This is a genomic window from Serratia silvae (genome assembly GCF_023282985.1).
Classification (GTDB): Bacteria; Pseudomonadota; Gammaproteobacteria; order Enterobacterales; family Enterobacteriaceae; genus Chania; species Chania silvae.
On the sequence record NZ_JAGQDC010000014.1, the window covers coordinates 19,361 to 42,490 of the forward strand.

A 23,130-nucleotide genomic window follows, 5' to 3' on the forward strand; every position below is an offset into this window, starting at 1 on the left:
GTCCTTGTAGGCGTGTTTAAGGTTGGAGCGTCATGCCAAGATCGGCGATAAGCGTGGTGCCGCATATCGCGCTCGACTGCTCGGAAACCAGAAACGCGGCAATGTTGGCCACCTCTTCCGGTTCCACCATCCAGCGGCGCGCCCCTTTTCCGTAACGCTGGAACATTTCAGGCCACAGTTCTTGCAAGAACGGCGCCATATCGGTATTCACCACCCCGGCGCAGATACCGTTGACGCGGATATTGCGGCCATACAGCTCGACTTCCAGATAGCTCACCAGATTCTCGAGCGCCGATTTGGCGATACCGAGCGGGTATTTCGGTAACACGCGCTGGCTGCCGAGGCTGGAGATCACACAGATCGTGCCCCCCTGAGTCATCATCGGTACCACCTCCTGTACGCAGGCGTTATTGCCGATCAGGTTGGTGTTGAGCAGCAGTTTCCAGTCGTTGCGCGTCATCTCCATAAAGGATTTGAACGGCGCGGCGGCCGCATTCAGCACCAGATGGTCGATACGTTCGATCCCCTCCTGGCGCAGCTTTTTCACCATTTCACTGATATCACGGGGTTCAGCGATATCGGCCTTGGCCAACGTGACCTTCACTCTGCTTTCCGCCGCCATAAAACGTTGCAGATTGGCGGCACTTTTGCCCTGATCCTTGCGATAGTTAAGGATCAGGTCATAACCCTCTTGCGCCAGCTTTTCGGCAATCGCCATCCCGATCCCACGGCCTGCGCCAGTAATAAGTACCGTTTGTCCTTTTGACATGAATTTTCTCCCTGAGGGTTTAAACAAAGCGGAAAGCTTCCGCGATTACCAGTTTCGACGCCCGGCGTGCCGGGATAATTGACGCGATCAATGCCGTGACCAAGGGCAACGCACAGGAGAACCAGAACAGGTTGATATCCTGATCCCACATCACAAAGGCCAGATAGCCCTGGGTATACCCTGGTGAGGGCGGCATCGGTATGCCATTGATATTGATGAGCGAGGCGATGAGAATGCCGAAACTGACGCTCAGCAGTGAGCCGATAATGCCGATGATGATCCCTTCAAGCACAAACAGGCGGCCGATGTAGGATTGGTTAAGGCCCAGCGCGCGCAGCGTAGCAATTTCCCGCGTACGCTCAATGACGTTCATCATCAAGGTGTTACCGATCATAAACACCACAATGACGCTGACGATAGATTTGATAAACAGGAAGATCCCTTCAAACAGATTGACCACCTGATGATAGAAAATCGCCAGCTCATCCCAGGAGCGTGCCTCCAGATTGAGTTTACGTTCAGCAATTAGCTGGTTTATGCGTGCCAGCACCGCCTCGGTTTGCTCCGTGTTCTGCAACATGATGATGATTTTGCTGACATCGTTGGTCTGTAACAGCCGTTGGGCAGTTTGCAGGGGCATTTTGATCGCCGTATCGTCATATTCTTTGATCCCGGACTGGAAAACACCGCGTACCTGAGAAGACATGGCGTTCTGTCCCCCTTCCGGGTTGACCACCAACATATCGACCCAGTCGCCATAGCCTGCCGATAAGGCACTGGCGATACCCGATCCGATGGTGATGTCCTGCTGCTCCACCCGCGATAGATCGCTGCCGGAGATGATTTTGTCGAGCGATCCCAGCACCAGTGAGGTTTGGGGTTCAATCCCTACGCCGCTAAAGAAGGTGGAAGCCCCCTTGTCGTACTGGGAGATAATGCCGGTAAACGCCAGCTGGCCGGTAATAGTGGCGATGTTCGGCGCGATGATCCTGTCGGCCTGCAGGAGATTTTTCACCTCATCGTAGTTGCTGATGGTGTATTGCAACGAGTTGTTGGCCCCACTGTCGAGATAGCCTTTCTCATACAGCTGGATATGCCCGAGGTTGGTGCGGATGGTCTGCTCCCGCAGCGCCCAGAACGAGTAATCGACAAAGCCACCGAAGATAAACACCGCCACGCCCCCCAGCGTGATCGCCAGTAATGTGACCCCGGAGCGGCGACGCTGGCGGAACAGGTTCAGGAAGGTATAACGGATATCGGTGGGCTTACGGATTATGGTCACGATCACTACCACCAATGCATAGGCGATAATGACGTTGGAAATCCAGAACAGGGCATTCATCATAGCGTCACCTCCGCCAGCGGCTGGATAATGGCGCTCAGTTCGGCAGGCGTCCATTCAGGTGCGCCGCGGCCTTTCAACTCAGACAGCCGTTTGCCCTCTTCGCCCTGCTGTGCCAATGCCGCCCAGGCCGCTTTGGCATCGGCCTCTCGGTGGCAACTGCCCAGCGCGTGTGCCGACATCAGCGTCATCATCGGCTTCAGCTCTGCGGGCACTGCCGTGTTTTGGTGCAGATAGGTCAGATCTTTCAAGGCAACGACGCAGCGGCCATTACTGGTCGGCACAAAGGCATCCATCCGGGCGCGCAGGAAGCGCATCTGCCAGTCGTGTTCATCGCTTTCCGCCGCTTCGTCAATATAAAAGAAACCCAGCTTTGAGGATTCCGCCGCACGCAGGTAGTTCTTCTTGGCCAGAAACTCCGTCGCCATAAACAGCTGCCCGTAACCATAAAACATCTTGGCAATGCGGTAGTCCGGGTGCTGTTGATACAACGCCTGCAACTGGCTGGTCGCGCCGGCTAACTGGCCCATCGCCGCCTGGGAATTTATCGCCAAGATGGCCTGTAGCCGCGGGTTGCTCTGCGCTTCCTGCTGCATCTGGGCTTGACTGGTCGCCTGCGCCAGGCTGCAGGTTAATAGCAAAAAAGTGACAGCGTAACGTTTAAGCCGTAACATAATCATTTTCCAACTCCCCATCTCTGATTTCCAACACCCGTTTGGCCCGATCGCGCAATTGCAATGAGTGGGTGGAAATAACAAACGTGGTTTTCAATTCCTGATTCATGGTGAGCAGCAGATCGACGATCTCTTGCCCGGTGCGGGTATCCAGATTGCCGGTGGGTTCGTCGGCCACGATCAGCCTTGGGCGTTTCACAAGCGCACGAGCGATTGCCACCCGCTGCTGTTGCCCGCCGGAAAGCTCACCCGGCGGACGTTTGTAGTGCGCCGCCAGCCCAACCTTCTCGATCATGTCCATGACCTGATCCTGCGCCACGCGGCGGCTGAAACCGTTTAGCATCAGCGGGTAGTAAACGTTGTCGAACACGCTCAGTACCGGCAACAGATTGAAGAACTGGAACACGAAGCCGATCGCATCGGCACGCAAACGAGCGGTTTGCTTATCATTGAGCGTCGATAAGTCGTTGCCCAACAGATAAACATGGCCGCCAGTGGGATAATCGATCCCGGCCATCAGATTCAGCAACGTGCTTTTGCCACTGCCAGAAGGCCCGCACAAGGCGATGAACTCGCCGTCATGAATGTCAGTGGTGATCGCCCCCAGTGCCACAATGGCACCCGGCCCTTTGCCAAATTGTTTGCTGGCCTGTTGCATCGACACCACAGGCAGCGGTTGCGCGGTATGTATGGTCATGATTTTTCCTGATGGTTTGGCGGTAAGTGAGAGGCTTCCGGCACCAGCAACAGGCGGTAGCTGGCCGACGTCTCGTACACCAGATAGCCGTCGCGATCCACCCACGAACGGCGGTTGCTCTGTTTGCTGCTGCTGGTCGTCTCGATCAAGCACAGATCGTTGAATGGTTCAGTCAGGCCCGGCAGGCGTAGATCGGTCATACCGAGATAACGGCTAAGGCTTGAAGCAATATCCCCGCTGATGGGGGCCAGCGAACGAACCCGGCGTTGGCTGCCCGTTAGTTGTGGGTTACAGGGGGTAGGAAAACGCAGCGCGAACAGAGTGTAATCGAACTGGTTCTTCTCAATGATTATCTGCCTGTTTCCCTGTTGATCATTGATGTTCAGGGTCAGCGCCGCACCCTGCGCGGGTAACTCGCCCTTGACCGTGCGGATCTTGCCATCGTTGTCTTCATGCAGACGGTAGCTCAGGCTGTTGTCTAGCCCATACCACACCTCATCCTGATAGCGATAGTGATGAGTACTCAGCAGTATCCGCCAGGAAAAGGTAATGCTTGCCTGTTGGACATAGTGGTTGCGCTGTGCATCCCAACGTTGGGCAACCCGGTATTCACCGATCGGCGTTTCCCCCTGTAAAGGCAGAATGCGGTAAACCGCCAGGTAGTCATTGAACGGGCGGGCCTGCAGCGGCATAGCGATCAACGCCACCACCAGTGGAAACAGATAGCGCATCATCATGGCTGCGTCTCCGCAACCCAGTTCTCCAATAGCCAGGCTCCCCCTTCACCATCGAGCACGCTCAACAGGCTATGCCCGGTGATATTGCCCTGTAACAGGTATTGCCAGGCGAGCGCCGGGTTCATGCAGCCGCTGTCACCGTATAGCTCAGAGAGCGATACGCAGGACAGACCGGCAGGTAACTGTTCGAATGCCTTCCGCTGCACGGCTCGCAGTGACTGCGCGGGTGGTGTGATCCCCAATACCGCGCGGGTATCCGCGCCGAGATACTGTTTACAACGATCGGCCAGCAACATGGCACGCTGAAGCGCTGAATCGGGCAGGAGCTGATAGTCACTCAACTGCAAGGCTACGCCTTGACCAGGCAGTTTCTTGAGGATCATGCAACCGACGCGCTCAACGCTGAACTGACTGTTGGCAGGCATCTGCCCGTGCTCGGTTGATGCGGGGAATCGCTGTGCTTCAGAAAACACCATCGCCGGAAAACTGCGAAATTGACCGCAGATAATCACATTATCGGCCATATTGCTGTTCAGGCAGTCTTGTGCCACCCGCAGAGCGTTGATTAAGCCGTTGCGCTCCCCCCGCAGTTTGCAGGTGAAATCCTTGATGCCGTAATCCCGCACGATGTTCTTTGGCAGAATGTCGATGCTCAATGAGTCGCGCCAGCTGTTGGCACCTTCAAAGACGGAGGTTTCCCCCCAGGCATCAACGTAAATCAGTGCATTGCGTTCATGGCGTAACCGAAACTCGTCCTTGCTGCCCAGCTGCGCTACCGCCTGGGTGCAGGCAGCACTCAGCCCGTTTAGCCAGTCGCGGTAATTGGCTTTGCGTAGCGCTTCTTCAGGCAAGGTTTCACTGTCAACGCCGAACCGCTTGAATAACCACTGATTGCTGCCCGCCTTGGCATTGGCTTTTTTATGTAGCCAAGCCTCCCACACGTTGTACCAACTGGGGGAAAAACGCTGCATCGACATTCGTGGCTCCAGCAACGAGAAGCCCACCAGATTAATGGCCGTCGCGGGGACGGTTCGTTTAACCATGTTCATCGCTATCCTCCTGACATCGGGAGATCACCATGGCGATGGCCGAGCCATCTAGCCCGATACCAGACTTCAAGATGTGAGCCTGCTCCAGCGCCAACGGCGGGCAGTCGGCATGGACGTGGATTTGCAGGCTTTCGTCGATAGGATAGCGGGAGGTCAGCGCCAGCAACCGGCGTTGTTGTAACGCATCGGCGATCAGCATCAGGTCCAACAGGCCGCAACAGGTGACCATGTACCCAACCTGACCTTTGTAGCTGACCACCGGAATACCTGATTTCCCCCAGATCTTTTGCAACGCCATGGCTTCCGCTTTATCGCTGGCGATCACGCCATTGGCATGGGGGAAAACGCAGGCAATCTCTGGTGCCGTGAGGCCCGCTTCCTGAACCGCGCGTTCCAGCGTCTGGGCGATTGTGCGGAAATCCGCAGTAAAGGAACTGCTGCCCCGGGCACCACCGCTCTGACAAAAAACCGAACTGCGCAGGCGGACGGTGGGAACAACATTACGCTGGCGGGCGTGTTGTTCACTTTCCATAATCAAGGCTACGGCACCGTTGGTAGGCAGAATGCTGCTGTCGTGGTTGCTGAACGGCTGCCCCTTACCTTCCCCTAACATGCCTTGCCCCCCCAGGAAAATAACGTCCTGCATCAGGGTGTCTACCCAGCCGATAACCAGCACCAGATCGGCTTCTCCGGCGGCTACCGTCGCCTGAGCCAGATGCACCGCCGCTAACGAGGAGTTACTGGCACAATACAGCGAAGTCGGTGGCCAGCTAAGCTGATAAGCTTGCGTTAACTGCCGCGCCAGTCGATCCTGATCGTAGCTGGAGGCATGAAGCCGCTTGATTTGCGGGAACAACAGCAGTTCTTCCTGGTCGTTGCGATCCTGATAACCGAGAAAATCGGCGATATTGGCACGCTCACCATGGCCCACCAGATAAACCCGAACCCGTTTCCCTCGTAGTTGCGCCACATCTGATTCAGCTACGCCAAGCGCTTGGACGATCACTGATTGTAAGCGCTCAAAAGGCGTGCCTGATGGCTGAGATTCTGCGGCATAGTGCGGGTTACAGCTCAAGCGTAAGTCCTGCCATTCGCTTTTGGTGGCAAACCAGGGTTGAGTACTGACCAAGCGCTGTTTTGTCAGCCCGTCGATCAGCGCCGGAAAATCCGGCGCATAGGCACTGCTGACGCCCCAACCGCTAAGGACGACGTTCTGGCTCACGCCATACTCCTCAGCAGCACGGCATAGTGGTTACCCCCTTCCGTAGCGCCAAGCATCAGCGCGTTACGGACGGTTTTCTGCAACGGTTGGCTGACAAAGGCGATATCATCCGCGCTGAAGTTTTCGGTATACGGGATTGGCAGGATTTCACCGCGTTTCATGATCTCCGTGACCACCGCGATATTGAGGATGCCGATGCTGGATTCCACCAGGCCAAACCAAGCGTTGTAGTTAACAAAAGGGATATTACAACTGGCCGCACCGAATGCACGGCGTACCGCGCCGATCTCAACAGCATCACGGCTAGGCGTGCCGTCGCTGGTGCCGCAGATCAGATCCACCTCTTCCGGGTTAATCTCAGCTTCCTGCAATGCCTGACAAATTGCCGCCGTCATGGACTCAACCCTGGCAGGCATATCTTCCGGCGCAAAGTAACAACCATCATTAGATTTGCCGTAACCGGCAATCTCGGCGTGAATATGGGCGCCGCGATCCTGTGCATGCTGCAAATCTTCAATTAGCAGCATGCCAGCCCCTTCACCCGGGACATAGCCTTTGGCGTCCTTGCTGTAGATCTTGAAATCGGCCGGATCACACGTTAGTTGCAGATCGCTGTTCAGCGCTTGCAGATAAATAGCAAAGGTGCTCATATTTTCATCTGCACCACCAACAATCATCTGCGGTTGCAGACCCTGGCGGATCAACTCGTAGCCGTAAGTCAGTGCCCCCAGTCCGGCGTTGATACCGGTGGCCAGCGAGGTGTTATAGCCCTTGATCCCTTCAGAAATGGAACAGAAGGTTGAGATCGCGTTCATCAACGAACCTGGGAACTCCGAGGTCCGCACTTTGGTTGGGTCTGGGAACAGGCTTTGCAGATAACGATCCACCGTCGCCTGCGGCCCCTTGGACATGCCGAGGATCATGCCTAGCGTCTGACCGTCACGCTTGACCTTGCGCCCGGCGTCGGTCATTGCCTGGGTGATGGCCAGCAAGGCAAAGGTGCTGATGGTATTGGCTTTACGCGGGTCAAAACGACGCAACATTTTACGCGCATCAAGGCCCTGCACCTGATGCACCCCGGTTGGTTTATTCAACTCGCTTTCCACATCCAGACCGCCGAAATGGCTGTGCATGTAGTCAACCACTTCGCGGTTATTCCGCATGGTGTTGAGTATTCCGCGGAACTCCTCGCGGGTGCTGGCCTCAAGCACCAGTGGATAGAGCTGTGATAACGGCTCCCTGGCCCACATTTTCTCCAGCATACTCTGCAAGGTGTGTCCTACCGACGTCACCGCGCCCATGCCAGTGATAGCCACACGTTTACGTTGGTAGTGACTGGCCGGACTTTGTTCGGGTTTCACGCTGGCAATCACGCAGCAGTTGTTGCCGCCGAAGGCGTAGTTGTTCTTCATGAACATTTTGACTTCGCCTTGCTGGAACTCATTGGGTACATAGTTGAGATCGCAGTTCGGTCGAGGCGTACTAAAGTTGAGGGTAGGCAGGATCTGGTTATCAGGCAACGTCAGGAAGCAGGCAATCAGTTCGATAATCCCGGCGGAGCCGATATTGTGACCGACATAGGCTTTGGTAGAACTGACCGGAATATCCATGATATTCGGGAAGACCTTTTTCATTGCCAATGTTTCGCAACGGTCGTTGGCCTCGGTTCCTGTGCCATGAACATTGATGTAGTCAATATTCTGTGGCCCGATAGCGGCATTTTGCATAGCATGGCGCATCACCTGCACCGCACCATCGCCACGAGGATCCGGTGCCGTTTCGTGATAGGCATCGCAAGAGGTGGCATAAGACACCATTTCGCCATAGATTGTGGCACCACGAGCAACGGCGTGTTCGTACTCTTCCAACAGCAACGCCCCCGCACCTTCACCAATCGACATTCCTGGTGTGCCAGAGAACGGGCTGGACGGCGTACGTTTCATGGCATGTAGCGCATAAAAACCGGCAAATGTCGGCAGATAGATAGGCTCGGTGCCGACCACCAGAACAGTGGCATTCTTGCCATTCTGGATCAGGTCATAGCCAATACCCATCGCGTTGGTACTGGCCGTACAGGCGGTCGCAACCAGTTCAAAACCGCCCTTCAGCCCCAGCAGCGAGGAAACAATAGCGCTACAGGAGGCAAAGCTGCCGGAAACCATGGCCTTTTTCAGCGAAAAACGCTCCATCTGATGCTCGATCAGCGGAATAAACGCCTCAGTACCGGCGGAGGAGACACCGATGATCAGGCCGGTCTTATCACGGAGTTTGCCACGAGGTAATTGCCCCTGATCTAAGGCCTCATGACCGACCTTATAAGCCCACAGTGCGGCATTATCCAACGCAGCGACGGTTTCAGCGGAAAGATCGGGCCAGCTCAACGGCTGTAATACCTCAGAGGCGTTCGCATCCTCGAACCATTCGAGATATTTTTTGCTGGGTTTTATTCCGCAGGTTTTATTCAGCAGCGCCTGTTTGAATTCGGCAACGTTGGAGGCAATGGAAGAGAGGTGACCCATACCGGTGATCACCACTCGTTTGCGCGTGACTGTCATAGTGTCTTCCGTGTCAGCAAACAATGAATCAAAAGTGGATGCGCCATGTTGCCATGGCGCAAGAGAACGTTACGCTTTCGGTGCGTTATCAACGGCTGCGGCAAGCGCGTCTTTTTCAGCTTGAGCTTGCTCTTCCTTCTGCTTTTGCCACTCAAACTGCTGCAACAGGTCGCGCGGACGCGTGCTGTCAACATAGCTGTGTTCAGAGGGATTAATCAGGAAGCTGTAGTTGCGGGCGAAAGGCACCGCTGACGTCATCACCGCGACCGGGCCGCTGGCCGTGACCACCTGATAGGCATCAATATCGGCCCAGGCCCAGGCGTCCGTCAGGAACAGTCGGCCCAGACAGGCTTCCAGATCCGCCGAATAGTCACAGACGATCACTTCACCGATGCAATTACCTTCGAACATCACTTTGTCACCGCGTTGGGGAACGGCTTGCGGCTTACCCGCAATGGTCATTCCCACTACCCGGTGGCTGGCACCCTGCTCTACGCGTCCACTTAAACTTTCCTGACCGGTGAAACCGTCCTTGTCGTAACGCACGGCCCACTGCATCTGCAGCGCGATCGGGCAACTCGTGTAGGCATTGAAAACATCAGGTTCCCAGCAAGGGTTTTCCAACCGTGCCATACGCTGGTAGTTCAACCCACCGGCACGCATATCGTATTTCTCACCAGCGGCCAACATCTGCTTCCAGACGTCGGCCAGCAACTCCTGCGGACCCATCAGCTTGTAGGAGTATTCGCCATGCTTGCCGCTGCGCAGCAGGATCAGATCGTCCTCAACGTGCATATGTTCCTGGAACGGTAGGCCAATAACGTCCATGCCATAGACTTCGGCCAATAGCTCCCAAGCGTAAGGGCCTTCAAAATGCAACATGCCCCACTCAGGCGTCAGCGATTCGATCGACTCAATGTCTTCAAATTCTTCTTCATTTCCTGCCAGCTTGGCACGCAGCATCTCACACAACGTTTCACCGCTGACCCACTCCGACAGCAGCAGAAAACGCTCGTCATCGCAGGCAATATACAGATCGGTGATGATATGGCCCTGCTCGTCGAGCAGCAGGCTGTACATCGCCTGTTCATCGCGGATTGACGAAACATCGCCGGAAACCAACTGATTGAGCAACGACCAGGCACTCTCCCCGCTGATAGCGGCGATGCCGAAATGAGAGTAGTCGGACAGCAGAATATTTTTACGTACAGCCTGGTGCTCCTCATCTGCAGTGCAATAACTAGCAGGAATGGCGACACCGTTGCGTTCCCCCATTACCGCGCCGTGCTGCTGATGAATTTCAGTGAGTCTGCTCATTCCTGGTCCGCTCCTGCTGCTGTTGATTCGTTGGTGGTTTCCCCCTGCTTGGCGATAACAAACGAAGCCAAGGTGTTGATGCTGCGCATGTAGGAAGGATCGTCGCCTTCTTTCACGCGGATGCCGAAGGTCTCGTCAAGGAGTACGATGACTTCGGTGGCATCCACCGAATCCAACTTCAACCCACTACCAAACAGCGGCGTATCATCGTCAATCTGTTTGACGCTCTGGTAGAGGTTCAGGCGCTCTATCAAGCCTGTTTTGATCGTCTCCAGCACAGACTTGCGCTGTTCAATCGTTGCATTAAGCGCGATGCTACTCATTACGGCATTTCTCCCTGTTAGTTAACGTGCATACCTTTGCTTTCAGCCTGACTGCGATCGGTGCGGAAATTGACAATACGCCCAACGCACACCACATTACGGCCAACTCGAGCCTCCACCTCGTAGTGGTGGAAACCGTTGATATCGGCGAAGGCCAGGCGGCTATTCACTTCAATAGTGTCACCCGGCGAAACCATATTCTTGTATTTGACGTCCTGAGAAGCCAGGACGCCGATCACCCGTGCACGCTCGGCAATCACCCGCGCAGCGCCCTCTGATGTATGCAGTGCCCGCGACACCTCATCGAATTTCTTCAATGGCTGCTGGGTTTCTCGTTCATGCAGTTGGCAGAAATCGTTCAGCAGGCTCAGATACTCACTGGACTGGCCAAAGATCTCGGCGATCATCACCCCAGGCATCACCGGGTTATCAGGGAAATGCCCTGGGATATAGGATTCATTAAAGGTGACATGCTTGATCACGGTGATTGATCCCTTTTCACCCGGCGTAAAATCCACGATGCGATCCACCATAAATATCGGTGCACGCCAAGCTCCCATCTTCAGCAACAAAGTGGATGAGACTAAGCTCTTGTTATAATTAGCCATGCAACATTCCTGTCGATTAACGCATCACCAAGCCACCATCAGCCACCAAAGTCTGGCCAACGATATAGCTGGATGCGTCTGAGCTTAAAAATGCCACCACATTGGCGATCTCGTCGACACGACCAAGACGCTTCAACGGGATGGCTGACATTACGGTGCGCACAATCTGACGCGGCACCTTTTTCACCATTCTGGATTCGATCATGCCCGGTGCCACGGCATTAACGCGGATCCCCTTGGCAGCCATCTCATTGGCCAGAGTGCGGGTAAAGCCGATGATGCCGGCCTTGGCAGCGCTGTAATTGGTCTGGCCAAAACTGGAGGTGAGACCGGATACCGAAGATATATTTACCACCGTCGAATTGCGGGCATGGCGCAATAATGGCAGCAACTGTTTGGTCATGGTAAAGGTGCCATACAGGTTGACCTTAATAACCTGATCAAACTCGTCATACGTCAGTGCGGAAAATACGTTGTCTTTGTAGATCCCGGCATTATTAATCAGCACATGCACCGCATGCGCTCGTTTTTCAAGCTCTTCGGCCAGGCTGGACACCTCACTGACATCAGCAACATTGCACTGCAAGATCTGCAGATTGTCACCCTGCGGATGGGAGTCTTTTAATTTTTCCAGACCGCTATTATCATGATGGTAAATAGCAAAAACCTTAGCCTGCTGCTCAAGATATTTCTCACAAATAGCCAAGCCAATATCACCACTGGCGCCAGTGATAACCACATTCTTCCCCCCGATATCGGGATAGTGAGACATAGATATTCCCTTATTTAATAATTAACCCAATGCCGCAGCGGCAATGGCATGCGACTGACAATGAGAAATGCTCAGCGTGGCGTGAGTCAGTTTTTTCTCCTGCATCAATCTGGCAAATTCACCGCTGAAGAAATAATAAGGGCAACCCAAATCATCGTGTCTGATTTCGATGTCATGGAATAGGATCCCCAGGCGGAACCCGGTACCAAGCGCTTTCACCGCAGCTTCTTTGGCTGCCCAGAAACCAGCCAGTCGTTCGACGTTTTCGGCCAAATCCCCCAGAACCTGCTGCTCTGTCTGGGTTAGCAAACGTTGTACCAACCCATTACCACTTCGCGTTAACGCGGTGTTTACCCGTGCGATCTCAATAATATCCACACCAAGATTCATCCGTCCCGACTCCCTTCCTCAAGTCCATTGAAGCAGTTTCGCGTGAAAGCAAAATATATACAGGTGGAATATAGCGACACTCAACAGACTTTCTCTGCGCTAAATTAAGGTTGATATTTTCCCTGCATGTAATTGTCTGGTGTGAATATTATCGTAAAATGTCAAATACAATCAATAAAGCACCATTAAAAAACACCGACAATGAATAAAATGGTATTTTTAACTGATTTTGTAAAAATTTTCAGAATTAAAATTCATTTCATTAGATGAAATTGCTGCATGTGCCTTTTTTTTATTAACTAAGCGAGACTTTACCTTCTTGAGAATAATCCATGCAAACAGGATTATTCGCGAAAAATAAGAATCAATCAAGATAAACAATAGAATTAACCCATTTAATCATGGCTTATATTCCACTTGAATAAAATAACATTGTAATCATTAATTCTCATCATGAAGATTTTAATCATAACTCTTGTTACAGCCAGTTGTTACTCCCCCATGGAATTGATGATTAGCAATTGAAATAAGATGAACTCCCTAACCTGGTAGCGATGATCAAGCGATCCTGGTAGCCAACTCTTTCTGCTTGTTAGTCAATTTTTAAGCAGTAATCTCTTCGGCATTTCGGGCCAATCTGTTACTCTGCCAGTCTAGGCTCAGCAGCAGAATCGGCCGCACTAAGAAAATCCCCATAATCACGCTGAAACATCAGATATATCCAATGATAATTTCAGAATTTAATAAGTTGAACTGACCATACTCTGCGGTGCAGAATGCGCGCAGATTAAATGGAGGTTCCAGATGTACCAGATGGGAAATGTCATTAACCAGCAGACGGCGGCGTTCTCGCCCCAGGTGCTGACGGTGTTGGAACAAAAGCTGGCAACGGCTCAGGAAAAGATCGCGCTATGCCTAAACGGCATGGGGGCCTTGATCCTGCAAAAAACCCGCGACTACCTGCATCGCAATGACAACTCTCTCCGTTTCCGCCAGCAAGTCGGACACACTCCTCACTTCGAATTACGCTTTCTGGATGAAGCATTGGGCAAATTCAGCCCAGCATTGCTGACGATGGTACTTGGCCACAAATTGAAGCACCTCACCCAGCTGTTTGTGAGCTTTTATGTGCTGGAGAAACAGGTCGCCGAACGGCTGTTTTCCGTGGCCTCTGCTGTGGTATTTGGCCTGCTGGGCCAATATCTCCGCCAACGTTCTCTACAATCACCGTCATTGAAAGGCTGGCTCGAGTGGCAGTTGCCACGGATTGCCGCAGCCCAGCCAACGGCAGTGCTCAACCAGCTACCTGCTCTTATCCCAGCCGATCCGGCGGTTTCCCGCACCGGATCGCTACCGCCCCCCAAAGGCCGTATCTGGCCGTGGCTAACGTTGGTGCTGCTATTGCTGGTATCGCTGCTGTTTTCGCTGCGGGGCTTTAGCGTGTTACAACCCATGCAGGCCAGCGGTCAGAGCGATGTGACCTACCGCCGGTTGGCCGATGGCAAGCAGCTCTTATTGTCGCAGCGTAGCGTCGAGAACCTGCTGATCACCTACATTGAAAGCAATGCTCCCACTAGCGAAAAGCGTTGGTTTACACTGGATCGCCTGCGGTTCGATATCAGCCGCACCGAGTTAACTCCTGCGTCACAGGAACAACTGAGGAATATTGTCGATATTCTGCGCGCCTACCCAAATGTGGAGATCCAGTTGGGGGGATATACCGATAAGTCGGCTAATGAACAGATGGATCTGCGTTTATCGCAGGATCGTGCCGATACGGTACGAATGGCATTGGTAAAAATGGGGATTGGGGCAAGCCGTATCAGCGCCGAAGGTTACGGCTCTGCTTACCCCTTGGTGCCAAACGATAGCGAGGCCAATCGCGCCAAAAACCGCAGAATCGATCTGCGGGTGATTGAGAAGTAATGCGCGGCCAACCGGATAGCCCGGTGTCAGCATGACTTATGACTTGGCAGTGTCTCAGCCTGGTATCGCTCGTCAGACGTTCTTAAGCGTGGACATGTCGATGGCAAAACGGTATTTGACGTTCCCTTTCTCCAGACGCTCATAGGCGTCGTTGATCTCCTGGATGCTGATAACTTCCACGTCTGAAGTAATGTTGTGCTGCCCACAAAAATCAAGCATTTCCTGCGTTTGCGCAATTCCACCGATCCCAGATTGTCCAGCACCTGCAGTACAAAGTGCTCGTCAACCACAATACTTTGCGCATAGCCACCGTATGTGACTGGTGCGGTACCATATTTATCCGGTGAGTTGTAGGTCAGTACCTTGCTTGGTGAATACTGCTCACGGTTCGCACAACAGTGCGGGCAGGCTGGATCGGCATCAACCAGACACCCCACCGCGACAATATCGCCAACCTTATGCCGGGCCACACCGGCACCGACCGCAGCCACGCGTCCTACAATCTCAGTCGCCATGGCGTCCCTCGCTCTCTTGACGAACTTGCGCTGCATCGGTGCAGCGTATTTCGACACCCGAGTTCTGGGCAGATATTCCCGTGGTATGTCGATATTGGTGGTGAGATCCAGACACGAGAATTTTCGCCTACAGTGGCGACAAATAATATCGACCTAGAGGTTCAGCCCCTGCGGGTGAGAAAGTTTATTGAACTTGCTGTTGAGCGGCTTAGGGACAACCAGGATTTGACGCTTTCTACCGAGGAACTGGCGATGTATGCTGCTGTTTGATGAAGGGAGCGTTCTGAAGACCGCTCCTCCCCATCCGGGATCAAGAGTAAAGCACACTTAACTTTTTGCTTCTGCTACCACCTTCAACGGCTGGGCATCTGGCAGGATGTTCATATGCTCCAGCACCTGGGCCATAATTTTGCCAAATACCGGCCCTGCCACCGAGCCACCAAAGTGTTTGCCTGCCTTGGGGTTATTGACCATCACCACCAGCGCCACCTGCGGATCGCTGGCCGGTGCCACGCCTGCGGTGTAGTTGATATAGCCACCATCATACTTGCCGTTTTGCCCCATCTTCTCAGCGGTCCCCGTCTTGATCGCCAAGCGATAACCCGGCACGGCGGCACTGAGGCCGCTCCCCCCAGGCAACGCATCGCTCTCCATCATATGCACCACGGTTTTGACCACCTCGGGGGACATGATTTGCTGCCCTATCACCGGCGGTGTCACTTTAGTGATGGAAAGCGGACGATAAACGCCGAATGAACCGATAGTGGCATATTCACGCACCATCTGCAGCGGCGTGACACGTAAGCCGTAGCCAAAGGAGAAGGTAGCTCGTTCAATATCGGCCCAGCGGGCGCGGTGAGTGGGTAAATAGCCGCTGCTTTCGTTGCCAATCCCCAGATCGGTTGGCCGCCCAAGCCCAAAGCTACGATAAACGGTGGGCAACACCGTGGCAGGCAACGCCAATGCAATATGCGAAACCGCAATATCGCTGGATTTTTGCAGCACGCCGGTAATGGTCAGTTTCGACCAATGGCCCACGTCTTTGATCAGATGGCCGTTCACCGTATAAGGCGTGGTGTCCAGTACGGTATCTGGCCGGATCAGTTTGTGATCCAACCCCACCATCACCACCACCGGTTTGACCGTCGAGCCAGGCTCAAAGCTATCGCTGCTACAGACGTTATGAATGTCTTTCACCGGCGTATTGGCGTAGTTATTGGGGTTGAAAGAGGGATAGCTGGCCATACCGAGGATCTCACCGGTATTCACCTTCACCAGCACCGCACAGCCGGAGTCGGCCTGGTTGGCAATCACCCCATCGCGGATCTGGGAAAACAGCACGTACTGAATAAATTTGTCGATACTTAACGTCACATTCGGTGGCGGCACCGGGTCAACGCTTTTGATCACGCCGACGACCGCACCGCTGCCGTCTTTCTGATAGACACGCAGGCCGTTTTTACCCTGTAACAGCGGGTTGAAACCCAGTTCAATCCCTTCCAACCCCTGATTATCCTGCCCCACAATACCAATCAGCCCGGCGGCGTCTTGCCCCATGGGATAGAAACGGCTGAAGTCTTGCTCGGTGCTAACGCCGGTCAGGTGCAGTTTGCTGATATAGGCCGCGTTGTCATCCTCCACCTTGCGCGCCAGATAGACAAAGCGCTTACGGCCGTTGGCCTGGATCAGGTGCTGAATATCAGCGAGCGGCATTTTCAACACGTTAGCCAAACTCTGCCAGCGCTCGGTGCCGGTATCGGTTTGGGTATCGAGAATATGTTTGGGATCTAACACGATATCTTTGGAAGAAACGCTGACCGCCAGCGCCGTATCGTTACGATCGGTGATCATCGCACGGTTGGTGGGCACCACCTGGGTACGGATTGAACGCTGGTCAGCCTGATAGGCCAACTGTTGGTGTTCCAGCAACTGTAAATAGCCGACCCGGAACATCAAGAGAAAGAAGCAGACCAGGATGCCTGCACAAATCCAGCCAAAACGCGCTGTCGAGTAATTTTTACCGTTTTTCTTGGTTGGAGGAGCCACTGTTAAGCCTGCGATTTAACTTATTATTTATCAGTTAAGTCTAACCTGAGACAGATTGCCAGAAGGTTGCAGTTTGTAAGAAAGTAAAAACAAACGCGTTGAATAATGATTTGGCATAAATAGTAGGTTAAGCCTTAGCTCGCATCCAGGGTGTTAAGGTCACACCGACCAGCAAGCCTTCCGGACTTAGCAGACGGGTGACGCTCTGGCCCCACGGCTCCAAACGGTTGGCTACCAGCAGTTGATAGCCCTGATCCAGCAGCGTTTGGGTGGCTTTCTCCATATCCGCAACGTCAAACTCCATCCACGCCTGCGGTACTGGCAGGTCTTGTGGCCATTGATCCTGGCCAAAGCAAGATTGTGCCGCCTGTGCCAAAGGCCACAACGCAAAGTGTTTCACGCCGGCCAAGGCATCGTGTTCGGTCAGCAGATAATCCTCATTCCCTTCCATTGGCTTCAGGGGCAAACCCAGCGCTTGCTGATAGAACGCGACACTTTGGCTGCTGTTCTGGGTGATCGGGCCAAAACCCGCGACAAAAAGTACCTCAACACCACAAAAGGGTTGTTCCATATCCTGTCTCCTTACTGTCAATATTAGCGGTTTTGTTGCCGCAGCCGTATCGGCGTATAGCCATAGTTCGCTTTGAAACGGTGGCTGAAATGGCTGGCCGAGCTAAAACCGCAGTCCAGCGCAATCTGGGTTAGCGGCATTAGCGTGTTGCGCAGTAGTTTCTCCGCCTGTTGCAAACGCACCTGCATCACATATTGATGCGGTGCCTGCCCGGTGCTGTGTTTAAACATGCGGGCAAAATGAAACTCGCTCAATTCTGCTTGAGCGGCCAAGTCTGCCAGCACCAACGACTGATCGAGATGGTGATTGATAAACGCCTGCACCCGCTTGAGTACGGCCGGAGCCAGCCCCCCACGCACGCTGGGCAGCCGCCATTGCAACTGCGTGTAGCGCTGGAGCATATGGGACATCAACAGCGTGGAGGCGCTGCTCAGTGCCAGCTGGTTGGCGCGGTCTTGCCAGTCGTGATTAAGTAAAAACTGGCGATACAGCAGCGTGATCTGCGGATCTTCCGCAAACGACAGCGGCTCTACGTTAATGGCCGCGGGGCTGCGATCCCAGGTCTGCTCCACCAAATGGCGCAAATGCTGGTCGGTACAATACAGATGAACAAAGGAGAGATTGCTACGTACATCCCAGGTGGATTCGTAATGACGCGGCATGATGCAAAAACGATCCGGGCCGCCGCCGTTCTGCCAGCCCCCTGGCACCTTCTGATAGCACTCGTAACCATCCGCCACGTACAGGCTGAGGGTGTGGTGATCGGCACTTTCCTGGGTGATACGGTCGTTACAGTTGGACCAGGCCGCCAGTTGCACGCCAGATCCCAGCTGCACGCTGTTATGCAACCGGGCTTTATGTTGGTGCAGTGTTTCAAATGCCAGGTATGCCATAGCCGCCCTATTCCTGTTATCCAAGCTGATTCAGTTTAAATAGTGGCGGCACAGGATGCTAGCTATCGCCAGGCGCTTTTAACAAAATAAGCGCAAGAATATGCAATTGGCCGCAAAAGGCTGAAAGCCTTATGGCGCTAAAAGATGAATACTCCCTGCATCATTAACAGGAGAACTCATGAATACGCTGTTGTATCTTGCCGTAGTGCTGATTTGGGGCACCACCTGGATTGCGATTACTCTGCAACAAGGCACGGTGGCGATCCCCGTGTCGATCGGTTACCGCTTTCTGCTGTCTGCCGCCATGATGTGGCTGGCTATGTTGGCATTACGCCGCCTGCGGGCCATCAGCCTGCGGGACCACCTGTTCTGCATGTTGCAGGGCTGCTGTGTGTTTGGCTTTAACTTTTACTGTTTCTACCTGGCGGCGGCCTATATCAGCAGCGGGCTGGAATCGGTGATTTTTTCAATGGCCGTGTTGTTCAACGCAGTTAATAGCATGATTTTCTTCCGCCAACGCCCCAGCCCTAACCTGCTGCCCGCGGCACTGTTGGGGATGACCGGCATCGTTGCGCTGTTTTGGCAGGATCTGATGGCGACCCAAATGGCGCCAGAACTGCTCAAAGGGATCGGGTTGAGCGCTCTGGGCACCTACGGCTTTTCGTTGGGGAACATGCTCAGCACGCGCCATCAACGCCGTGGATTGGATATGCTTTCCACCAATACCTACGCCATGAGCTACGGCGCACTGCTGATGTTTGCCATCGCACTGGCACAGGGAGCTTCGCTTCAGCTCGAATTCACCACTCGCTATCTGGGTTCACTGTTCTATCTGGCGATCTTTGGCTCGGTGATCGCCTTTGCCGCCTATTTCACCCTGCTTGGCCGTATCGGCTCAGGGGCCGCCGCCTACAGCACCTTGCTGTTTCCGCTGGTCGCGCTGACGATCTCCACGCTGTATGAGGATTATCAGTGGCATCTGAACGCGGTGATCGGCCTGTGCCTGATCCTGTTGGGCAACCTGGTGATGTTTTCCAAACCGGGGATGTTTACTTCGCCTTGGCGGCGGCGCGTAGTTTGAATAATGTAGGATTTGCCCTTAAGTGCCGGTCAGAACGCCACCCGGATAAAGCTGCGTGCTTTTGCTGTTGCCACCGGCCATGGTCCCGATTAGTGAATTTTTTGGGTCCATCGCGCGGCACGCGGTGAACAAGGGCATTTGGCGATTGGTTTTACCAGTTCGGCGGCGTTGCATCCGTTTGTGCCCAATCTGTTACGCCGCTATCGCGATATTCTGCCCGGTATTACCACGTTGCTGGACGAGGCTGGCAGCGGAGAACTGATGGAAGCCCTGGTGGAAGAACGTCTGGACGTGGCTTTTGTACGCTCGCCGGTCAGCGGTATCCCAGGACTGACCATCGAGCCTGTGTTGCTAGAACCCATGCTGATCGCCCTACCGGTCGGCCATCGTCTGGCGCAGGACAGTAGCGAGAAACTGCCCTTAAGCGAATTGATCCACGAACCACTGATCCTTTATCGTCGCCCAGCGGGCCAAGGATTATATGATGCCATTCTGGCCGCTTGCCACCGTGCCGGTTTTAGCCCACGCATTGTGCAGGAGGCTCCGCGCCTGCCCGCAACGCTTAGCCTGGTCGGTGCCGATCTGGGGCTGTCGATCGTTCCGGCTTCCATGCGGCGCCTCGTGGCGATGGGATCGTGTTTCGCAGCATCACCGAAGAGGCGCAACTCAGCGCCCCACTGTACCTGGCACTGCGTGAAAACCGGCAATCGCCGCTGATTAGCCGATTCCGCCAGTTGGTAACAGAAACGGCGAACGCGCTGTAGACCGAGCTTAATTGATCTTGCCTGCTTGCGCAGTAACAAAATGATTAGTAGCTGATTAGGCTACGGCGCAAGTAATAGCGCGGACGCGAGCGCCAGGCAACCGGTAACGGTAAGCTTTGTGACTAGCAACACGAACAGTTACCAGGGCCCCCGCAAGGCGTATGGGTAAAATTTATCAAACTCCCCCGCGACATACTTTAGCCATGCCCTTCAATAGGTTAAACTTCCCTGCCTCGGCGAGTTATCACTGCCGACCGTTATGCTTGAATAACAATGAACCAAGGATGTCCACATGCAACAAGGCTCTAAACTGCGGCCGCCGCCAATTGATGTGATCACCATTCAGTCGCAGGTGGTCTACGGTAGCGTGGGGAATGGCATTGCCTACCGCACGTTGTTGAAGAAGAACCTGGAGGTGTTGCAGGTACCGAGCGTGTTGTTTGGTTGCCCGCCCTATTACGGCGCGCCGCACGGGGGAGCCATCTCCAGCGAATGGTTCAGCGGTTTTCTGGAAGATCTGATTGCCCGTGAAGTTGTCTGTCGCGCACGTGCCATCATTATCGGTTACCTGGGTGACGTGGCGCAGTGCCATATTCTGGCCGACTGGCTACCGCGCGTAATTGCCCTCAATCCGGGCATCAAGATCTATATCGATCCGGTGATGGGAGACTACGGCGAAGGGGTTTACGTTGATAAACGTCTGGTTGAGCGTTATCGCTCGCCGTACCTCAATTTGGCCCATGGCCTGACGCCGAATGGTTTCGAACTTGAACAACTGTGCGGCATGGCGCTGAGCACGCGTGAGCAAACCGAACAGGCTGCACGGGCGCTACTCAAAGGCAATACGCAGTGGATACTGGTCACCAGCGCACCTGGCGTGGCAAACGGCGATAAAGAAGTTGGCCTGTTGCTGGTCACCGCCGAAGAGGCGCAAAGCTTCACCCATGCCAAAATCGATTCGCCGGTGAAAGGCACTGGTGATATGTTCACCGCACTGTTAATTGCCCATTTGCTACAGGGGGAATCGTTCAGCAAGGCAGTGCCGACGGCGATCCATGAAGTGTGCGCGGTATTGGAAGATGCAGCGCGTCACGGCTGGCAGGAGATCGGCCACCTGCGGGCGCTGAAGTAGCTATGTGGCCCTTCACCCTTTGGGTGAGGGGCTCAGCGTTTTTTCTTCTTGTTGAAATCCAACTCAAAAGCAAACACCGCGCTTTGAATTTTGCGTTCGGTCAGCATCCCCATCTTGAGAAAACGACAGGATAGTCGCGAAAAATGATGCATTTCGTCTTCATCAATAACATGATCTTCATTCACGGCGATCAGTTCCATATTGACCTTAAACTTACCGTAATCCCCCAAATCCAGATGCGCCTTATTGAACACCAGCCCCGGCTGCATATAGTCAGGCACCGGGCCGTCGATACGCAGGCCAACGCCGCCCGGCGAAAGATCGTGAATACGCAGTTGATACGGGGTGCCATCGCTGTGTTCCCCGTTACAGAAAAATTCACGCCAATAAGGCGTGGTGATGCGTAACTGGCGGCGGCGTTGAATATAAACCAGCTGCTTCGGCAGACGCGCCTCATAAACCGGCGTATCGTTATGCTCGATCAGTTGCGCCTGTTCGACGGAAAATTCGATTTTTGCATCGTGGCTTTCAATCACAATGTTGAATTTCCCTACAGGGATCTGCTCTGGGGCATCGCAATCAAAGACGATGTTATCAGCGCCCACGCTTAATAGCTGGCCATTAAATTCATGCTGCTGATTAGCGATACGCAGCGGCGTTCTTTGCTTATAGATGTCGCGCAAAATTGCCAGCACCTCAAAACGCTCCTGCTTGATAAACCGACCGTTATCAATATGTTCCACCCGCCACTCCCAGCATTGTCCATCGACGCTAACGCTTTCCTTATCCAATCATCACCGCCATCAATACTAAAGTCAAATTTCCCAGCGTTGCCATAATAATGGCAATAACCGGGCAAAACGAGCAGCCCATGCTGCCTGGCCTGCACTATCCCCGATTAAATCCTGGCGGATCTCGATGCCAACATAGGGTAATTCATGGCGTTCCGCATGCACCGGCAGCGTGTAGTCGGTCGCATCGGTCATCGCATAGGGTTCGTTGATGCCGACCTGTAGATCCCCTTCTGCACGCAACAGATCTGCCAACAGCAAGGCAAATTGTGGATGGCGATTAAACAGCAGCCCAACCTGCCACGGCCGCGCATCGCCTTTAAACACCGGAGTAAAGCTGTGCAGGGCGATCACCGCGCAGGGTTGGTTATTGACGCGGCGAGCAGCCAGCGTGTGATTAATGGCTTGGTGATAAGGCTGAAAAATTTCCTGCTCACGGGCCACCGCTTCCGCCGCGCTAATCCCCTGATTACCGGGTATCGGCGTGAACTCAGATACCAGTGGGATCGAACTGGCAATACCCGGCGTTCGGTTACAATCGATCACCAAACGCGAGTAGTGCTGATGAATTAATGTCGCATTCAGCCGTTGAGCCAACAGGCGTGAAACCGCCAGCGCACCGATATCCCAGCCGATATGCCTATCGATATCGCCGCTGGCCAGACCAAGATCGCCCAGTCGTTTTGGAATGGCCTGCCCCGCATGATCGCACAGCAGCAAGAAAGGAGAAGTCGCCTGTGGCAGCTCAACGCTGACGGCCGCAGGCTCATCCGCAAACAACAAAGTTGGGGTATAGGGGGGATACATAGGGCACTCCGGCGCGAGAAAGCGCTAATTCTAGGCGATCCTCTCACCAGCTACCAATATCCTAATGGGAGAATTTGGCGCGGCCGCACTTTCGGTCAAAACGGAGCCGGTGTGTCATGACCCATTGATTGTCTGAATGGGCGCAACAT

22 protein-coding genes and 3 pseudogenes are annotated in these 23,130 nt (G+C 54.0%); 5 read left to right on the forward strand and 20 right to left on the reverse strand.

What is annotated here, in order from left to right:
* Positions 1–16 precede the first annotated feature (16 nt).
* The 13 genes from KAJ71_RS16330 to acpS form a co-directional block, all read right to left on the reverse strand.
* Positions 17–769, reverse strand: coding sequence for an SDR family oxidoreductase (locus KAJ71_RS16330; protein ID WP_248946704.1), 753 nt, complete (start codon positions 767–769; stop codon positions 17–19).
* A gap of 19 nt (positions 770–788) precedes the next feature.
* Positions 789–2,114, reverse strand: a complete 1,326-nt coding sequence (locus tag KAJ71_RS16335; RefSeq protein WP_248946705.1) for an ABC transporter permease — start codon at positions 2,112–2,114, stop codon at positions 789–791.
* Complete coding sequence (locus KAJ71_RS16340; RefSeq protein WP_248946706.1) at positions 2,111–2,791, reverse strand: hypothetical protein; 681 nt, start codon at positions 2,789–2,791, stop codon at positions 2,111–2,113. Before KAJ71_RS16340 ends, KAJ71_RS16335 begins: the two co-directional genes overlap by 4 nt.
* A complete protein-coding gene (locus KAJ71_RS16345) occupies positions 2,772–3,482 on the reverse strand; it encodes an ABC transporter ATP-binding protein (RefSeq protein ID WP_248946707.1) in 711 nt (236 codons plus the stop codon). The genes KAJ71_RS16340 and KAJ71_RS16345 overlap by 20 nt, the downstream gene beginning before the upstream one ends.
* Positions 3,479–4,219, reverse strand: a complete 741-nt coding sequence (locus KAJ71_RS16350; RefSeq protein WP_248946708.1) for a hypothetical protein — start codon at positions 4,217–4,219, stop codon at positions 3,479–3,481. Before KAJ71_RS16350 ends, KAJ71_RS16345 begins: the two co-directional genes overlap by 4 nt.
* A complete protein-coding gene (locus tag KAJ71_RS16355) occupies positions 4,216–5,268 on the reverse strand; it encodes a hypothetical protein (protein ID WP_248946709.1) in 1,053 nt (350 codons plus the stop codon). Before KAJ71_RS16355 ends, KAJ71_RS16350 begins: the two co-directional genes overlap by 4 nt.
* Positions 5,255–6,490, reverse strand: coding sequence for a beta-ketoacyl synthase N-terminal-like domain-containing protein (locus KAJ71_RS16360; RefSeq protein ID WP_248946710.1), 1,236 nt, complete (start codon positions 6,488–6,490; stop codon positions 5,255–5,257). The genes KAJ71_RS16355 and KAJ71_RS16360 overlap by 14 nt, the downstream gene beginning before the upstream one ends.
* On the reverse strand, positions 6,487–9,045 hold the full coding sequence (locus tag KAJ71_RS16365; RefSeq protein WP_248946711.1) for a beta-ketoacyl-[acyl-carrier-protein] synthase family protein: 2,559 nt from the start codon (positions 9,043–9,045) through the stop codon (positions 6,487–6,489). The genes KAJ71_RS16360 and KAJ71_RS16365 overlap by 4 nt, the downstream gene beginning before the upstream one ends.
* A 69-nt stretch (positions 9,046–9,114) precedes the next feature.
* Complete coding sequence (locus KAJ71_RS16370; RefSeq protein ID WP_248946712.1) at positions 9,115–10,362, reverse strand: aminomethyl transferase family protein; 1,248 nt, start codon at positions 10,360–10,362, stop codon at positions 9,115–9,117.
* The gene (locus KAJ71_RS16375; protein WP_248946713.1) at positions 10,359–10,685 is read right to left on the reverse strand and encodes an acyl carrier protein; all 327 of its coding nucleotides are present in this window, start codon (positions 10,683–10,685) and stop codon (positions 10,359–10,361) included. The genes KAJ71_RS16370 and KAJ71_RS16375 overlap by 4 nt, the downstream gene beginning before the upstream one ends.
* A 17-nt stretch (positions 10,686–10,702) precedes the next feature.
* Positions 10,703–11,293: a 3-hydroxyacyl-ACP dehydratase FabZ family protein gene (locus tag KAJ71_RS16380; protein ID WP_248946714.1), complete on the reverse strand. Its 591-nt coding sequence runs from the start codon at positions 11,291–11,293 to the stop codon at positions 10,703–10,705.
* 16 nt (positions 11,294–11,309) lie between these two features.
* Positions 11,310–12,065, reverse strand: a complete 756-nt coding sequence (locus KAJ71_RS16385) for an SDR family oxidoreductase (RefSeq protein ID WP_248946715.1) — start codon at positions 12,063–12,065, stop codon at positions 11,310–11,312.
* Positions 12,066–12,086: 21 nt separating this feature from the next.
* Positions 12,087–12,455 (reverse strand): holo-ACP synthase, encoded by a 369-nt coding sequence (gene acpS / locus KAJ71_RS16390; protein ID WP_248946716.1) that lies wholly within the window; start codon positions 12,453–12,455, stop codon positions 12,087–12,089.
* Between the two features lie 804 nt (positions 12,456–13,259).
* Between acpS and KAJ71_RS16395 the strand changes: the two genes are divergently transcribed.
* Entirely contained in the window at positions 13,260–14,381 is a 1,122-nt protein-coding gene (locus tag KAJ71_RS16395; protein WP_248946717.1) for an OmpA family protein, read from the forward strand.
* 72 nt (positions 14,382–14,453) lie between these two features.
* Here the strand turns inward: KAJ71_RS16395 and KAJ71_RS16400 are convergent.
* A pseudogene (locus tag KAJ71_RS16400) lies at positions 14,454–14,627 on the reverse strand (NAD(P)-dependent alcohol dehydrogenase); the annotation flags it as partial.
* A 74-nt stretch (positions 14,628–14,701) separates the two neighbouring features.
* A pseudogene (locus KAJ71_RS16405) lies at positions 14,702–14,851 on the reverse strand (NAD(P)-dependent alcohol dehydrogenase); the annotation flags it as partial.
* On the opposite strand from KAJ71_RS16405, the gene KAJ71_RS23540 reads away from it, so the two are divergent.
* Positions 14,780–15,166: a type 2 periplasmic-binding domain-containing protein gene (locus tag KAJ71_RS23540; RefSeq protein WP_248946797.1), complete on the forward strand. Its 387-nt coding sequence runs from the start codon at positions 14,780–14,782 to the stop codon at positions 15,164–15,166. The pseudogene KAJ71_RS16405 and the gene KAJ71_RS23540 overlap by 72 nt on opposite strands.
* A gap of 57 nt (positions 15,167–15,223) precedes the next feature.
* Here the strand turns inward: KAJ71_RS23540 and KAJ71_RS16415 are convergent, their stop codons facing one another.
* From KAJ71_RS16415 to KAJ71_RS16425, 3 genes are all read right to left on the reverse strand, one after another.
* Positions 15,224–16,942: a penicillin-binding transpeptidase domain-containing protein gene (locus KAJ71_RS16415; RefSeq protein ID WP_248946718.1), complete on the reverse strand. Its 1,719-nt coding sequence runs from the start codon at positions 16,940–16,942 to the stop codon at positions 15,224–15,226.
* A 127-nt stretch (positions 16,943–17,069) separates the two neighbouring features.
* The gene (locus KAJ71_RS16420) at positions 17,070–17,513 is read right to left on the reverse strand and encodes a VOC family protein (RefSeq protein WP_248946719.1); all 444 of its coding nucleotides are present in this window, start codon (positions 17,511–17,513) and stop codon (positions 17,070–17,072) included.
* A gap of 23 nt (positions 17,514–17,536) precedes the next feature.
* Positions 17,537–18,406, reverse strand: coding sequence for a helix-turn-helix domain-containing protein (locus tag KAJ71_RS16425; protein WP_248946720.1), 870 nt, complete (start codon positions 18,404–18,406; stop codon positions 17,537–17,539).
* Positions 18,407–18,584: 178 nt separating this feature from the next.
* On the opposite strand from KAJ71_RS16425, the gene KAJ71_RS16430 reads away from it, so the two are divergent.
* The 3 genes and pseudogenes from KAJ71_RS16430 to KAJ71_RS16440 all read left to right on the forward strand — a co-directional run bounded on the left by KAJ71_RS16430 (position 18,585) and on the right by KAJ71_RS16440 (position 21,383).
* Positions 18,585–19,487, forward strand: a complete 903-nt coding sequence (locus tag KAJ71_RS16430) for a DMT family transporter (RefSeq protein ID WP_248946721.1) — start codon at positions 18,585–18,587, stop codon at positions 19,485–19,487.
* A gap of 105 nt (positions 19,488–19,592) precedes the next feature.
* Positions 19,593–20,251, forward strand: a pseudogene (locus tag KAJ71_RS16435) (LysR substrate-binding domain-containing protein); the annotation flags it as partial.
* A gap of 292 nt (positions 20,252–20,543) precedes the next feature.
* Entirely contained in the window at positions 20,544–21,383 is an 840-nt protein-coding gene (locus tag KAJ71_RS16440) for a PfkB family carbohydrate kinase (protein WP_248946722.1), read from the forward strand.
* Positions 21,384–21,415: 32 nt separating this feature from the next.
* Here the strand turns inward: KAJ71_RS16440 and KAJ71_RS16445 are convergent, their stop codons facing one another.
* Entirely contained in the window at positions 21,416–22,126 is a 711-nt protein-coding gene (locus KAJ71_RS16445; RefSeq protein ID WP_248946723.1) for a flagellar brake protein, read from the reverse strand.
* Positions 22,127–22,198: 72 nt separating this feature from the next.
* On the reverse strand, positions 22,199–22,981 hold the full coding sequence (locus KAJ71_RS16450; protein WP_248946724.1) for an N-formylglutamate amidohydrolase: 783 nt from the start codon (positions 22,979–22,981) through the stop codon (positions 22,199–22,201).
* Positions 22,982–23,130: the final 149 nt, after the last annotated feature.